The organism is Delftia sp. ZNC0008 (genome assembly GCF_000799035.1).
GTDB classification, from domain to species: domain Bacteria; phylum Pseudomonadota; class Gammaproteobacteria; order Burkholderiales; family Burkholderiaceae_C; genus Comamonas; species Comamonas tsuruhatensis.
Genome location: NZ_JTKZ01000118.1, coordinates 1 through 14,310 on the forward strand (window position 1 = coordinate 1; position 14,310 = coordinate 14,310).

Sequence of the window (14,310 nt, forward strand, 5' to 3'; positions counted from 1 at the left end):
CCGCGTGCCCAGTTGGGGCATGCGCTCGGCATTGGCGCTGCGCGCCAGGGCGCGGGCCTCGGCCAAGCGTGCGGCCGCGGCCTGGATGCTCTGGTTGTCCAGCGTGGCCTTGTCCACCAGCGCGTCCAGCGCCGGGTCGGCAAAGGCCAGCCACCATTGGCCGCGTGCCTGGGCTTCGGCGGGCAGGGCCTGGGTCCAGCCCGCCTGCGGCGCGGCGCCCTGCTCCTTGAAGGCGGGGGCGGCCGGCAGCTCGGGCAGGCTCTGGGACACGCTGGCGCAGCCGGCCAGGGCCAGCGCCGCCACCAGGGGCAGCAGACGCCTGGACAGTTTCGAAAGCGATGGGATCTTCATGATCGGTTCCTGTTCTTGTGGTGTGGGCTCATTCATGCTCGCCACGCGCAGCAGAGGGCATGGGCAGTGCGCCACCACCCGAGGCATGGCCGTGGGCGGGTGCCTGTGCAGGGGCCTCTTCCTCCATCTCTGGACCATGCTGCTTGAGCGGCCGGTTGCCTGCCAGGCGGCGCATCAGCACGTAGAACACGGGCGTGAGGAACAGGCCGAAGGCCGTCACCCCGATCATTCCCGAGAACACGGCCACGCCCATGGCACGGCGCATTTCCGAGCCCGCGCCCGTGGACAGCACCAGGGGCAGCACGCCCATGACGAAGGCCAGCGAGGTCATCAGAATGGGGCGCAGGCGCAGCCGGCTGGCCTCGATGGCGGCCTGTATGGGCGTGCGGCCCTCGAACTCCAGCTCCCGTGCGAATTCCACGATCAGGATGGCGTTCTTCGCACTCAGCCCCACCAGCACGATGAGCCCGATCTGCGTGAAGACATTGCTGTCGCCACCCGACAGCCAGACGCCGGTCATGGCCGCCAGCAGGCCCATGGGAACGATCAGGATGATGGCAATGGGCAGGGTCAGGCTCTCGTACTGCGCGGCCAGCACCAGGAAGACCAGCAGCAGGGCCAGCGGGAACACGATCACCGCCGAATTGCCGGCCAGGATTTCCTGGTAGGTCAGGTCGGTCCATTCGAAGGCTATGCCCTTGGGCAGGGTCTCGGCCGCGATGCGCTTGATGGCATCCTGCGCCTGGCCCGAAGAGAAGCCCGGTGCGGCACCGCCGTTGATGTCGGCCGTGAGGTAGCCGTTGTAGCGCATGGCGCGCTCGGGGCCGAAGCTGGAGTCCACCTTCATCAGCGCCGACAGCGGAATCATCTCGCCCGAGCTGGAGCGCACTTTGAGCATGCCCACGTCCTCGGCACGCGCGCGGTAGGGCGCGTCGGCCTGCACGCGGACGCTGTAGGTGCGGCCGAACTTGTTGAAGTCGTTCGCATACAGGCTGCCCAGGTAGATCTGCATGGTGTCGAAGATGTCCGTCACCGGCACGCCAAGCTGGCGCGCCTTGGTGCGGTCGATGTCGGCATACAGCTGGGGAACGTTGACCTGCCAGCTGGTGAACATGCCGGTCAGCTCGGGCGTCTGGTAGGCCTTGGCCATGAAGGCCTTCACGGCCGCATCCATCTGGTCATAGCCCAGGGAGGCGCGGTCTTCCAGCTGCAGCTTGAAGCCGCCCGTCGTGCCCAGGCCCGCCACGGGTGGCGGCGGGAACATGACGATGAAGGCGTCCTGGATGCCTGCGAAGGCCTGGTTCAGTTGGCCGGCCACGGCGCCGCCGCTCTGGTCGGCGCGCTTGCGCTCGTCGAAGGGCTTGAGCGTGGCGAAGACGATGCCCGAGTTGGAGCTGTTGGTGAAGCCGTTGATGGACAGGCCCGGGAAGGCGATGGTGTCCTCCACGTTGGGGTTGTCCTTCATGATCTCGCCCATGCGGCGGATCACCTCGTCCGTGCGGTCCAGCGTGGCGCCGTCGGGCAGCTGGGCAAAGCCTATCAGGTACTGCTTGTCCTGCGCCGGCACGAAGCCCGAAGGCACGGCCTTGAACAGGCCGAAGGTCACGGCGATCAGCGCCAGGTAGATGGCCAGCATCAGCGTCTTGCGCGAGATCACGCGGCCCACGCCGCCGCTGTAGGCCTCGGAGCCCCGGTGGAACATGCGGTTGAAGCCGCGGAACAGCCAGCCGAAGGCCCGGTCCATGCCGCGCGTCAGCGCGTCCTTGGGCGCATCGTGGCCGCGCAGCAGCAGGGCCGCCAGCGCGGGCGACAGGGTCAGCGAGTTGATGGCCGAGATCACCGTGGAGATGGCGATGGTCACCGCGAACTGCTTGTAGAACTGGCCCGTGAGGCCGCTGATGAAGGCCAGCGGCACGAACACCGCCACCAGCACCAGGGCGATGGCGATGATGGGCCCGGACACTTCGCGCATGGCGCGGTAGGTGGCGTTGCGCGGCGTGAGACCGGCCTCGATGTTGCGCTCCACGTTCTCGACCACGACGATGGCGTCATCCACCACGATGCCGATGGCCAGCACCAGGCCGAACAGGCTCAGCGCGTTGATGGAAAAGCCCAGCAGATGCAGCACGGCAAAGGTGCCGATCACCGACACCGGCACGGCCAGCAGCGGGATGATGGAGGCGCGCCAGGTCTGCAGGAACAGGATCACCACCAGCACCACGAGCACGATGGCCTCCAGCAGCGTGTGCACCACCGATTCGATGGAGGCGCGCACGAACTGCGTGGGGTCGTAAGCGATGCGGTACTCCAGGCCCTCGGGCATGTTCTTGTTCAGGGCCTCCATGGTCTTGCGCACATTGGCCGAGATCTCCAGCGCATTGGAGCCCGGCGCCTGGAACACGCCCATGCCCACGGCCGGGTCGTTGTTCAGCAGCGAGCGCAGCGAATAGTCGGCCGCGCCCATCTCCAGGCGGCCGATGTCGCGCAGGCGGGTCACGGCGCCGTCGGCGCCGCTCTTGACGATGATGTCGCCGAAGTCCTCCTCGCTTTGCAGCCGGCCCTGGGCGTTGATGGACAACTGCATGTCCACGCCCGGCAGTCCCGGCGAGGCGCCGACCACGCCGGCCGCAGCCTGCACGTTCTGGCCACGGATGGCGGCCACCACATCGCTGGCCGACAGGCCGCGCTGCGCCACCTTCTGCGGGTCCAGCCACACGCGCATGGCGTAGTCGCCGCCGCCGAAGATCTGGATCTGGCCCACGCCCTCGATGCGCGCCAGCGGGTCCTTCACGTTCAGCACCGCGTAGTTGCGCAGGTAGTTGATGTCATAGCGCTGGTTGGGCGAGACCAGGTGGACCACCATGGTCAGGTCGGGTGCGCTCTTGACCGTGGTGATGCCCAGGCGGCGCACCTCTTCCGGCAGGCGCGGCTCGGCCTGCGAGACGCGGTTTTGCACCATCTGCTGCGCCTTGTCGGGGTCGGTGCCCAGGCGGAAGGTGACGGTCAGCGTCATCACGCCGTCGCTGGTGGCCTGGCTGCCCATGTAGAGCATGCCTTCGACGCCGTTGATCTGCTCTTCCAGCGGCGTGGCCACGGTCTCGGCGATCACCTTGGGATTGGCGCCCGGGTACTGGGCGCGCACCACCACGGATGGCGGCGCGACCTCGGGGTATTCCGAGATCGGCAGCCCGCCCATGGCGATCAGGCCGGCGATCAGCATCAGCAGCGAAAGCACGCCCGCGAAGATCGGCCGGTCAATGAAGAATTTGGATAGGTTCATGGTGTTTGGCTCCGCCACGGCAAAGCGCGGCCCATGCCGCCTGCGGTCAGGCGGCATTTCAGAGGCAGGAAAGGTGTGCGGCTAGATCAGGACTTGGTTGCGTCAGCCACTTGTTCGGCTGCCTGCCGGGTGCCCGGCTGGCGGGCATCGGCCCGCGCATCCATGGACACCTCCTTGGGCGCGACCAGGGCGCCGGGGCGGATGTGCTGCAGGCCGTTGACCACCACGCGCTCGCCGGGCTGCAGGCCCTGGGTCACGTTGCGCAGGCCGTTGACCGAGGCGCCCAGCACCACCTCGCGGTAGACGGCCTTGTTGTCGCCGCCCACCACCATCACGTACTTCTTGCTCTGGTCCGTGCCGATGGCGCGCTCGCTGACCAGCAGCATGCTGCTGTCGCGCGCCTGGCCCATGCGGATGCGGGCGAACTGGCCGGGCATGAGGGCGCCGTCCTTGTTGTCGAAGGCGGCGCGCACGCGCACGGTGCCGCTTCGGGCATCGACCTGGTTGTCGATCAGCTGCAGCCGGCCCTCGAAGGGCGTGCTGCCGGCCGTGGCCGTGCCCATCTGCACGGGAATGCTGTCGATCCTGGTGCGGTTGCCCGCGCCGCCGCCCAGCTCCTTGAGCGCGCGCGTGATGACCTGCTCATCGGCATCGAAGCTCGCGTAGATGGGGCTGACCGAGACCAGCGTGGTCAGCACCGGCGCGCCCGGGCCTGCGGCCACCAGGTTGCCCACGGTGATCTCGCGCTTGCCGATGCGGCCCGACACGGGGGCGCGCACCTGGGTGTAGCCCAGGTTCAGCCGCGCCGATTGCAGGGACGCCTGGGCCGCGCGCAGATTGGCCTCGGCCTCGCTGCCTGCGTTGATGCGCTCGTCCAGCTCGCGCTGGGCAATCGCCCGCTCGTCCCACAGGCGGCGTGCACGCTCCTGCTCGCTGCGCGCATAGGACTGGCGTGCCTGGGCCGAGGCCACCTGCGCTTCGGCCCGCTCGACCTCGGCCGCATACGGTGCGGGGTCGATGGTGATCAGCAGATCGCCCTGCTTGACCAGCGCGCCCTCGCGAAAGTGCACGGCCTGCACGGCGCCGGCCACGCGGGAGCGGATGTCCACGCGCTCCACGGCTTCAAGGCGGCCCGAGAACTCGTCCCAGGCGGTGACTTCGCTTTCGGCGACCGTGGCCACCGACACGGGCGTGGCGGCGGGCTGGGCGCTGGCGGGCGCGTCATCGGCCTTGGCATCGAAGCCGTGCAGGCCGAACAGGCCGGCGCTGACGGCGAGGATGGCTGCAGCGGCGGCCGGCAGCTTCCAGCCCTTGCGCTGGGCCGAGGCGGAAGAAGAGGATGAGGAGGATGAGGTGGATTGGGTGGACATGGTGTTTTTTTGCGTAATTCAGGGAACACGATGCCCGCCCGGCGCCTGAACGCGCCGGGAAGGCGGAATCGAAATGGGAAAACGGGGGCAGCAAGGTTCGCCGGCTGCGGCGGCGCGGGGCCTAGCCCGGTGCTGCGGGCTTGTTCATGGCGGCCTCGAAGAAGTCATGCACATGCTGGAACACGGCGGCGCTGCAGGCCGTACAGGCCTCGGCCTCGGACAGGGCCTGCGGCCAGTTCGACGCGCTGGGCAGCACATGGCTGCTGGCCGTCACGCCGGCCGCGCGCAGGCGGGCCGCATAGGCCTGGGCCTCGTCGCGCAGCGGGTCGTCACCGCCCACCAGCACCAGAGCCGGCGGCAGCTGGGCCAGGCGCAGCGAGCTGCCGGGTACGGCATAGGGATGCATGGCGTCCTTGGGGCAGCTCAGGTACTCGCGCCAGCCCGTGGCCCAGCGGCATTCGCCGGCCTCGGGCGTGGCCTCGCGCTGCGAGGCGGTGCCGGTGCAGGGATCGAGCATGGGCGACACCAGGATCTGGCCTGCCAGCGGAGGGTGGCCCCGGTCTCGCGAGATCACGGCCACGGCGGCGGCCAGGTTGCCGCCGGCTTCTTCACCCGCGAGGAACAGCGGCGCGCCCTTGCCCGCCATCTTCACGCGGTGCTTGTACAGCCACTGCAGCACGGCGTAGCCCACCTCGATGGGCTGGGGAAACGGATGCTCGGGCGCCAGCGGATAGGCCAGCGACACCACGACGGCGCCCGCCTCGGCCAGCAGCCGGCCGATGTAGCGGCCGTTGTCCAGCGTGCCGCAGACAAAGGTGCCGCCATGGAAATGCAGCACCAGAGGCGAAACCGTGCCGGGCCTGCGCTGGCCATAGGCGCGCGCAGCCACGGTGCCGTGCTCGGGCAGCTCGATGGAGAATTCTGTTTCGGCAATCTGCGCCCCGGCGGCGGGGCCGTTCGGAGGCGACGAGGAAGTGGACATGGCGCGAACCTGCGGCAATGGTCGATGGTTGGAATATAGGCGGCGCCGGCCATGTCTGAAATAGCAACGCAGCCATCGCTCTGTTTCCGTTTCACGAACAATCGCCCGACACGGCGCGTGTGAGAATTCCGCCGAGCCGGCATTCCCTTGCCGGGCGCTGCAGGAGCAACTTTCCATGGACCAGATCCAGGCCATGCGTGTCTTCGTTCGCGTGGTGGAAGCCGGCAACTTCACCCGCGCCGCCGATTCGCTGGACCTGCCCAAGGGCACGGTCACCAAACAGATCCAGGCGCTGGAGGCGCGCGTGCGCGTCAAGCTGCTCAACCGCACGACGCGGCGCGTCACCGTCACGCCCGATGGCGCCGCCTACTACGAACGCGCGGCACGCCTGCTCAACGACTTCGACGATCTCGAAGCCAGCATGGTCAACACCCAGACCGCGCCCAGCGGGCGGCTGCGGCTGGACGTGGGCAGCTCCATGGCCCGGCTGATCATCATTCCGGCGCTGACCGAATTCTGCGAACGCTATCCCGACATACAGATCGACCTGGGCGTGGGCGACCGCCTGGTGGACCTGATCAGCGACAACGTGGACTGCGTGATCCGCGGGGGCGAGCTCAGCGACCAGTCCCTGGTGGCGCGGCGCATCGGCTCGATGAACTGGGTCACCGTGGCCTCGCCCGCCTACCTGGCACGCCATGGCGTGCCCCAGCATCCGTCCGAACTGGATACGAAGCACCAGATCGTCGCCTTCTTCTCGGGCCATACGCGGCGCATGTACCCGCTGGAATTCCAGCGGGGCGATGAATCCATCGAGGTGGCGGGCAACTACCGCATCGCGGCCAACGACAGCAATGCCTACACGGCCGCCGTGCTGGCGGGCTTTGGCATCGCGCAGCTGGTCACGGCCTTTGCCCAGCCGCTGATCGACAGCGGCGAACTGGTCGAGGTCCTGCCCGATTGGACCCAGCCGCCGCTGCCCATACACGTGGTCTACCCGCCCAACCGCCACCTCAGCGCCAAGGTGCGGGCCTTCGTGGACTGGGCGGCCGACCTGTTCGCGCGCCATCCCCAGCTGCAGCGCAGCTGAAAGGCCGGCGATGGGATGGCCGGGCGGGCCCAAGCCCCGTCCGGCTGCAAGGCCTTCCTAGCCATTCTTCATGTCAGCGGGCATGGCGCCAGCCATTCCCATTCGCCATGACCATGCACGCCACCGGATACGGCCGATCCAGGAGCCTGCCTGCCCGCCCACTGCTGCACGCAGCTTTCTGCCATGCACCAAATACCGTCAACCTCCTCTGAAGATGCACCGAAACACGGCACGAAGGCACCAAGCTCGGGCGCCGTTCACCAAAACGATGCATGACGGCATAACTTTTAGGCATAATCTTGGTTTGCACTCACCCCTTCCCGCAGCCGTTTTTAGTCAGAGGTTTTTTCCATGAAGTACGAGTCCGTCGGCCAGTTCCTTGATGAAGTCGCGCAACGCAATCCCGGCCAGCCCGAATTCCTGCAAGCCGTCACCGAAGTGATGGAAAGCCTGTGGCCCTTCATCGAGAAGAACCCCAAGTACGCCGAGCACGGACTGCTGGAGCGCCTGGTCGAGCCCGAGCGCGTGGTCATGTTCCGCGTGAGCTGGACCGACGACAAGGGCCAGGTGCAGGTCAACCGCGGCTTCCGCATCCAGCACAGCATGGCCATCGGCCCCTACAAGGGCGGCCTGCGTTTCCACCCCTCGGTCACGCTGTCCGTGCTCAAGTTCCTGGCGTTCGAGCAGACCTTCAAGAACGCGCTGACCACGCTGCCCATGGGCGGCGGCAAGGGCGGCTCGGACTTCGATCCCAAGGGCAAGAGCCCCGCTGAAGTCATGCGCTTTTGCCAGGCCTTCGTCACCGAGCTGTTCCGCCACGTGGGCCCGGACACCGACGTGCCGGCAGGCGACATCGGCGTGGGCGGCCGCGAAGTGGGCTTCATGGCCGGCATGTACAAGAAGCTGTCCAACAGCGCCGCCAGCGTGTTCACGGGCAAGGGCCTGTCCTTCGGCGGCTCGCTGATCCGCCCCGAAGCCACCGGCTACGGCACCGTCTACTTCGCCCAGGAAATGCTGGCCACGCGCGGCCAGTCCTTCGCAGGCAAGACCGTCTCCATCTCCGGCTCGGGCAATGTGGCCCAGTACGCCGTGGAAAAGGCCATGCAGCTGGGCGCCAAGGTGGTGTCGGTCTCCGACTCCTCGGGCACCGTGTATGACCAGGACGGCTTCACCACCGAGAAGCTGGCCATCCTGATGGACGTGAAGAACCACCGCTACGGCCGCGTGGACGAGTACGCCAAGCTGGTGGGCGCAGAGTTCCTGCGCGGCAAGACGCCGTGGCACCTGAAGGTGGACGTGGCCCTGCCCTGCGCCACGCAGAACGAACTGACCGAGGAAGATGCCAAGGTGCTGATCGCCAACGGCGTGGTCTGCGTGGCCGAAGGCGCCAACATGCCCTCGACCATCGAAGCCGCCAAGGCCTTCGAGAAGGCCGGCGTGCTGTACGCACCGGGCAAGGCCAGCAATGCCGGTGGCGTGGCCACCTCGGGCCTGGAGATGAGCCAGAACGCGGCCCGCCTGTCCTGGCCCGCCGAGGAAGTCGATGCCCGCCTGCTGCAGATCATGCAAGGCATCCACGCCGCCTGCCTGAAGTACGGCAAGCGCGAGGACGGCACGGTCAGCTACATCGACGGCGCCAACATCGCCGGCTTCGTCAAGGTAGCCGATGCCATGCTGGCCCAGGGCGTGATCTGAGCATCAGCGCTCCCCATCCCTGACGAAAGCCCATGCAGCCTGCTGCATGGGCTTTTTTCATTGAAAGAGATGGATTCGCGCGCCTTACCTGTCGCGCACCGCATCGGCCAGCGCCGCCCAGGCCTTGAGCGTCAGCGCATGCGTGAAGGCCGCGCCCGCCACCGGGTGCGATGACAGCTTGACCACCACCATCTGCGCGGCCGGGTTCACGTGGATGAACTGGCCGTGTATGCCGGCGGCCTCGTAGGCGCCATCGGCGTTGTGCAGTACCCACCATTGGTTGCGGTAGCTGTAGCCGGGCCGCGCGGCCTGGATGCCGCGGAACTTGAACTGCTCGCGGTCGCCGCCGCGCGCAATGTCGTCCAGCACCGCCTTGTCGAAGACCTTGTGGCCGTTGAAGCTGCCGCCCAGGCGCAGCATCTCGCCCACGCGCGCCAGGTCACGCGCCGTGGCGTTCAGGCCCGCGCCCTGCAGCGGCGTGCCGGTGCTGTCCACCATCACATAGGCGTCTTCCTGCATGCCCAGCTTCTGCCAGATGTTCTCGCTCATGAGATCGCTCCAGCGCCGGCCCGTGACGCGCGAGACGATCCAGCCCAGCACCTCGGAATGCACGGTGCGGTAGACAAAGCCCTCGCCATGCGTGCCTTCCTTGGGCAGCGTCTTGAGGAAGTCGTACACATTGGTCGGCCCCGCGTAGCCGGGCGGACGCGGCAGCATGCCCGAGGCCCAGGAGTAGCCGAAGATCTCGGTCCTGGGGTCGGTGTAGTCCTCGCGAAAGCGCACGGCCCCGGTCATGTCCATGACCTGGCGCACCGTCATGTCGCCCCAGGCAGAGCCTTCCAGCTCGGGCACGTATTTAGTGACCAGGGCCTGGGGATCGATGCGCCCATCGTGGGCCAGTTGCGCGGCCATCAGGCCGGTGAACGATTTGGTGACCGAGAACAGCAGGTGGGGCGAGCTGGCCTGCATCTGGTTCTGGTAGCGCTCGAAGACCACCCGTCCCTTGTGCAGCACCACGATGGCGTCGGTATAGGTGCGGTCCAGCCACTGGTCCACGGTGATGGGCTGGCCCTTGTCGTCGTCAAAGCGCAGGCCGCCCAGGGCCATGGGCGCTTCGGGCAGTGCCGAGGGCCCCGCCGCGCCGCGCCGGATGTTCTGCGTGGGCTGGATTTCGCGCAGGTGCTGCACCACCCAGCGCAGCTGCGGATAGCGGTAGCCGTTGGACACGTCCACGCGCTTGTCGGCGGCCGGCGGAAAGCCCTGCATCAGCCCCAGCTGCTCCAGGCGCACGCTGTCGGGCGGCGGCAGCGCGGGCGCTGCGGGGGCCTGTGCCTGGGCCGCCACCCAGCCGGGCAGCAGTGCCAGCAGGGCCATGGCATGCCGGGAACGCCGAAAGAGCGGACTGACCATCGTTGTCTCCTTGGTTTTTGGAAACGGCCAGTCTTGCAGAAAGCCCTCGGCCGGTCACGGGTGTTCGCCCACCCGCAGGCCGGCGGGCTGTCGTCTGCGTGACGAAGGTTTCAGCGGCGCATCAAGGCCGCATCGCACCAGCGCTGCGCCACGGCCGGAGAAGTGGTGCAGACCGTGTCGTGCGTCACCGTGGTCACGGCGCGCTCCAGCAGCTGGATGTCGGCCTCGTGCTGGCGCGCCACATGCGGGTCCTCGAAGAAGATCACGCGCTGGCAGCGGCGGTCCAGCACCAGGTCGGCGATCTGCGCATCGCCGCCCAGCGGGCCGCTGTTGTAGCGGTCCACCCAGGGCCGGTCCTCGGGCCAGCCACGGCTCCAGGCCATTTCGTTGAGCCTCTGTCCCGTGGTGCCCGTGCCCACGCGCCGGCCAAAGCGCGACAGCAGCTCGAAGTTGCGCGCCGCGAAATCCAGCATGGTGGGCTTGAGCGCATCGTGGGCGATCAGCGCCAGCGTCTGCTGTGCGTAGTCGTGAAAGCGCTGCGCACCGGCATCCTTGGGCAGACCTGCCTGGATGCGCTCCATCTCGACCCAGTCCCGCGCCGAGGCCACGGTGGACAGGAAGGGCTTGCCATGGATCACGCACTGGCGCTTGAGCGCCACGGCCTCGGGAAAGATGGAGGACGGATCCACCGGGTCGGTGAAATAGATGGCCCCGTCGATGGTGCGCTCGTCACCTTCCACGCCCACCACCTCGGCCACCAGTTTCATCAGCCCGCCTTCGCGGCCATAGGGATAGCGGCGCAGGCCCCGGTAGGACGCCAGCATGCCGGCCGCCTGGATGGCATCGAAGGTGCGGCCCACGGCATGCAGGCCCAGCTGCAGCTCGCGGATGCCGGACTCGCAGGCGCGCAGCCAGCCGAACAGTGCGGCATCCTCGGTTTGGTGGTGGATTCGGTTGGCGGCCAGGCCCAGGCGTATCGGCATACAGGTTCACTCATCAACAGTGGGGAGAGGCCCGTGCAGCCAGGACAGCCTGCGGACCAGCGGCAAGAATAGCGCCAATCCATGACAACGCCGGCCGGCACGGCAGCGGCGCTGAACTTTTGGCCGGCCCGTGCATCCATTGTTGCGTCATGCCCTCACTGCTTTCCCACCTGTGGCCCCGACGGCGCCTGCACCGGCTCACGGCAGCGCTGGGCGTGGCCGCGCTGCTGGCGGCCAGCGGCTGCTCCGTGCTGGATACCAAGCAGCGCGAATGGATCTTCCAGCCCAGCGACCGCAGCTGGCCCGGCGCCAACACGGCCGGCATGGAAGATGTCTGGATCGACATGCCAACGCAGGACGGCGCCCGCCTGCATGCGCTGTGGCTGCCCCAGCCGGCCACGGCCGGCAACGCCCCCGTGCTGCTGTACCTGCATGGCGCGCGCTGGAACGTTGCCGGCTCCTCGCCGCGCATCCGGCGGCTGCACGAGCTGGGCTTTTCGGTGCTGGCCATCGACTACCGGGGCTTCGGCAAGAGCAGCGCCGGCCTGCCGTCCGAGGAATCGGCCGCCGAGGATGCCCGCGCCGGCTGGGACTGGCTGGGCCGGCACGCTCCGGACCGGCCGCGCTTCATCTTCGGCCATTCGCTGGGCGGCGCCATCGCCATCGACCTGGCGCGCAGCGTTCAGGATGAGGCCGGCGTCATGGTCGAGGCCACCTTCACCAGCATTCCCGACGTGGTCCGCAGCTTCCGCTGGGGCTGGCTGCCCGTGGGGCCGCTGATCACCCAGCGCTTTGCCTCCATCGACAAGGTGGCCGGCATAGGCTCGCCGCTGCTGGTCGTGCACGGCAGCGCCGACCCACTGATCCCCGCCACGCTGGGCCGCCAGCTGTTCGACGCGGCCAGCGAGCCCAAGCGCTTCGTGCTCATCGAAGGCGGCAACCACCACAACACCCAGTCGCGCGCCATGGAGCAGTACCGGCAGGCGCTGGGCGAGCTGTTCGGCCTGCGCCTGCTCGCACAGGCGCCCACCGCGCCAGCAAGCCCGCGCTGAGCGGCGCAGCCTGCGCCGCCTTCCGCGCTACGGGCAGCTTGCCGCGTTCTGCGAGATCACGGCGCGCAACTGCCGCGTGGTGGTGCTGTCATCCGGGCCCAGGGTGTTGCGCGTGTAGCGGCAGCCATAGGTCGGCGCGGCCACCGTGGCGGCCGTCTGCACATCGTCACCGCCCGGCCTGGCGCCGCCCTGCTCCCACTGCACCATGGCATCGAAGGCCTCCACCTGCTCGGCCACGGTGAAGTCGCAGTGCGATGCGCCGCGGATGGCGCGCTGCACCAGCCAACGGTCCTTGCCCTTGTCGGCCACACGTCGCTGGTAGATCTGCTGCATGCTGAACGGCACATACAGGTCGCCCAGCGTGTGCAGCGTCACCACGGGAATGCCGATGTCGCCTGGGCTCACGGGAATCCAGCGCAGGCCGTCGCGGCGCAGCCGGTTGGCATCGGGCGCGGCCGTGCGCTTTTGCGCGGCGGCATTGAGCGCGGCCGAGGCCGCTGCATCCCCATCGATGCGGTAGGTGAAGCGGTTGGTATCGGTCACGTTGCGGTTCAGGATGCCGTTGACCGAGCCGTCGCTGCCGAACACGCCCCAGACCGGAGCGAACGAGCCGCCCACGGCCACACCCAGGTCGAACAGCGGGCGCGGACCGCCCGTGAGATTCTGGATCACCGACAGATAGGCGCGGCCCGTCGCGGTAGGTGCAGACGGGAAGGTCGTGAACAGGGCCGATGTCACCTTGCCCTGGATGGCCGCCCAGTCGGTGACGGTATGCTGGGCCTCGCCCGCCAGGGCCTGGGCAGTGACCTGGGCCGCCGCGAAGTAGTCGAACAGCTGGGTATCGCCCATCACGCCGCACATGGGCACGGCGCCCTGGTAGCGCACCTTGTTGCGGGCCGTTGACTGGGCTTCGGCCTCGATGGCCGCCGCCGTGACATGGCCGCCCATGGAATGGCCGGTGATGTACAGGCGCTGCGGCTGCGCCAGCGGCCGGCCGTGGGATGCGGCCAGGCGGTTGAAGGCCAGGGCCAGCGCATTCGTGTCCTCCACGCCGGCGCGCACGTCGTAGTAGTTCCTGCTGTAGCTGGACGCCGCCCAGGCATAGCCGTTCTGGATCAGGTAGCGGCGTATGGACGGATTGGTGACGTTGAGCGCACTGCCCTCGCCCGCATAGCCGTGGGCATACATCACCAGGCGGCCATTCCAGTTGGCCGGCACCTCGATGCGGTAGGCCGCGCCTTCCAGCACTCCGGCCCAGCGGCTGGTGCTGGCATTGTCCACCGTGTCGCCAGCGGCAGCCGCCAGCGCATCGAACGTGGTGGCAGAAGGATTGGCCGGCGCAAAGCTGCGGCTGTCCTGGGCCCGGGTTTCCTCGGGCGCATCACCGTCCCCCCCGCCGCAGGCCGCAAGGCCCGTGACCGCCAGCAGACCGAGATACTTCCAACGATTCCAACGCAGGGCTCGCATAAGACTGTCTCCTTGGGATGAAGGTTTGAAGGGGAACGCGCGCAAAAAATCCGTTTCAAGGGGGAGTGCCGACGCAGCCTATGCCAGACAACTGGCCCGCCATGCGGGTAGGAACCCGCAAGCAGGGGCTGCCGGCTGTCACCCAGATGACTGTCGCCTTGCGATAACATCCGCGCTTGCGGTGCAGGCCGCACCCGGACCTGCGGGAAGGGTTGAACCCACCTGTATGCGCCTCTCGGCGTTTTTCTCTTGCCACATGCCTTTGTGCGCCAAGCTGCAGGTCATTGGCCTTCGTGCACGGAGGTATCCCTGTGAAACGCATCCCCGCCCGGCCCGACATGGGCCATCTCAAGAAACAGGCCAAGCAACTGCTGGCCGCCTATCGCGCAGGCTCGGCCCAGGCCATGGAGCAATTGCGCGCCCACCTGCCCGCTGCCCGGGGTCGCACGGATGAAGCGCTGGCCGCCATGGACCTGCGGCTGCACGACGCCCAGTCCGCCGTGGCGCGCGAGCACGGTTTCGCCTCATGGAGCGAGCTGTCAGGCTACGTCGAGGCATGCCAGCGCCTGGCGGCGGACCTAGAGACATCCCGGCTGCACTGGCTGGCCCTGGTCTATGCCGGCGATGTGG

At 68.1% G+C, this 14,310-nt stretch carries 9 protein-coding genes and 2 pseudogenes; 4 read left to right on the plus strand and 7 right to left on the minus strand.

Annotated elements, in window-relative coordinates; translation table 11 throughout:
- The 4 genes and pseudogenes from L995_RS04395 to L995_RS04410 form a co-directional block, all read right to left on the minus strand.
- Positions 1–351, minus strand: a pseudogene (locus tag L995_RS04395) (efflux transporter outer membrane subunit); the annotation flags it as partial.
- Between the two features lie 28 nt (positions 352–379).
- Positions 380–3,631, minus strand: a complete 3,252-nt coding sequence (locus L995_RS04400; protein WP_047469501.1) for an efflux RND transporter permease subunit — start codon at positions 3,629–3,631, stop codon at positions 380–382.
- A gap of 86 nt (positions 3,632–3,717) precedes the next feature.
- On the minus strand, positions 3,718–5,001 hold the full coding sequence (locus L995_RS04405) for an efflux RND transporter periplasmic adaptor subunit (protein ID WP_047469505.1): 1,284 nt from the start codon (positions 4,999–5,001) through the stop codon (positions 3,718–3,720).
- Positions 5,002–5,122: 121 nt separating this feature from the next.
- Positions 5,123–5,983 carry an alpha/beta hydrolase gene (locus L995_RS04410; protein WP_047469508.1) on the minus strand — a complete coding sequence of 287 codons (861 nt, stop codon included), beginning with the start codon at positions 5,981–5,983 and terminating at the stop codon, positions 5,123–5,125.
- A gap of 175 nt (positions 5,984–6,158) precedes the next feature.
- On the opposite strand from L995_RS04410, the gene L995_RS04415 reads away from it, so the two are divergent.
- Positions 6,159–7,073, plus strand: a complete 915-nt coding sequence (locus L995_RS04415) for a LysR family transcriptional regulator (protein ID WP_016447676.1) — start codon at positions 6,159–6,161, stop codon at positions 7,071–7,073.
- A 351-nt stretch (positions 7,074–7,424) separates the two neighbouring features.
- Entirely contained in the window at positions 7,425–8,768 is a 1,344-nt protein-coding gene (gdhA, locus tag L995_RS04420; RefSeq protein WP_016447677.1) for an NADP-specific glutamate dehydrogenase, read from the plus strand.
- An 84-nt stretch (positions 8,769–8,852) separates the two neighbouring features.
- Here gdhA and L995_RS04425 read toward each other — a convergent pair whose 3' ends face one another.
- The gene (locus tag L995_RS04425; protein WP_047469511.1) at positions 8,853–10,178 is read right to left on the minus strand and encodes a serine hydrolase domain-containing protein; all 1,326 of its coding nucleotides are present in this window, start codon (positions 10,176–10,178) and stop codon (positions 8,853–8,855) included.
- A 110-nt stretch (positions 10,179–10,288) separates the two neighbouring features.
- Positions 10,289–11,161, minus strand: a complete 873-nt coding sequence (locus L995_RS04430; protein WP_016447679.1) for a methylglyoxal synthase — start codon at positions 11,159–11,161, stop codon at positions 10,289–10,291.
- A gap of 149 nt (positions 11,162–11,310) precedes the next feature.
- Between L995_RS04430 and L995_RS04435 the strand changes: the two genes are divergently transcribed.
- Entirely contained in the window at positions 11,311–12,213 is a 903-nt protein-coding gene (locus L995_RS04435; RefSeq protein WP_047469514.1) for an alpha/beta hydrolase, read from the plus strand.
- A gap of 27 nt (positions 12,214–12,240) precedes the next feature.
- On the opposite strand, the gene L995_RS04440 is transcribed toward L995_RS04435, so the two are convergent.
- Positions 12,241–13,680: an alpha/beta hydrolase family protein gene (locus L995_RS04440; RefSeq protein ID WP_047469517.1), complete on the minus strand. Its 1,440-nt coding sequence runs from the start codon at positions 13,678–13,680 to the stop codon at positions 12,241–12,243.
- Between the two features lie 311 nt (positions 13,681–13,991).
- Here L995_RS04440 and L995_RS04445 point away from each other — a divergent pair.
- Positions 13,992–14,310: pseudogene (locus tag L995_RS04445) on the plus strand (hypothetical protein); the annotation flags it as partial.

Coding starts and splice junctions, on each gene's coding strand:
- L995_RS04435 (WP_047469514.1), top strand. CDS start 11,311: ATGCCCTCACTGCTTTCCCACCTGTGGCCCCGACGGCGCCTGCACCGG.
- L995_RS04410 (WP_047469508.1), bottom strand. CDS start 5,983: ATGTCCACTTCCTCGTCGCCTCCGAACGGCCCCGCCGCCGGGGCGCAG.
- L995_RS04415 (WP_016447676.1), top strand. CDS start 6,159: ATGGACCAGATCCAGGCCATGCGTGTCTTCGTTCGCGTGGTGGAAGCC.
- L995_RS04405 (WP_047469505.1), bottom strand. CDS start 5,001: ATGTCCACCCAATCCACCTCATCCTCCTCATCCTCTTCTTCCGCCTCG.
- L995_RS04430 (WP_016447679.1), bottom strand. CDS start 11,161: ATGCCGATACGCCTGGGCCTGGCCGCCAACCGAATCCACCACCAAACC.
- gdhA (WP_016447677.1), top strand. CDS start 7,425: ATGAAGTACGAGTCCGTCGGCCAGTTCCTTGATGAAGTCGCGCAACGC.
- L995_RS04400 (WP_047469501.1), bottom strand. CDS start 3,631: ATGAACCTATCCAAATTCTTCATTGACCGGCCGATCTTCGCGGGCGTG.
- L995_RS04440 (WP_047469517.1), bottom strand. CDS start 13,680: ATGCGAGCCCTGCGTTGGAATCGTTGGAAGTATCTCGGTCTGCTGGCG.
- L995_RS04425 (WP_047469511.1), bottom strand. CDS start 10,178: ATGGTCAGTCCGCTCTTTCGGCGTTCCCGGCATGCCATGGCCCTGCTG.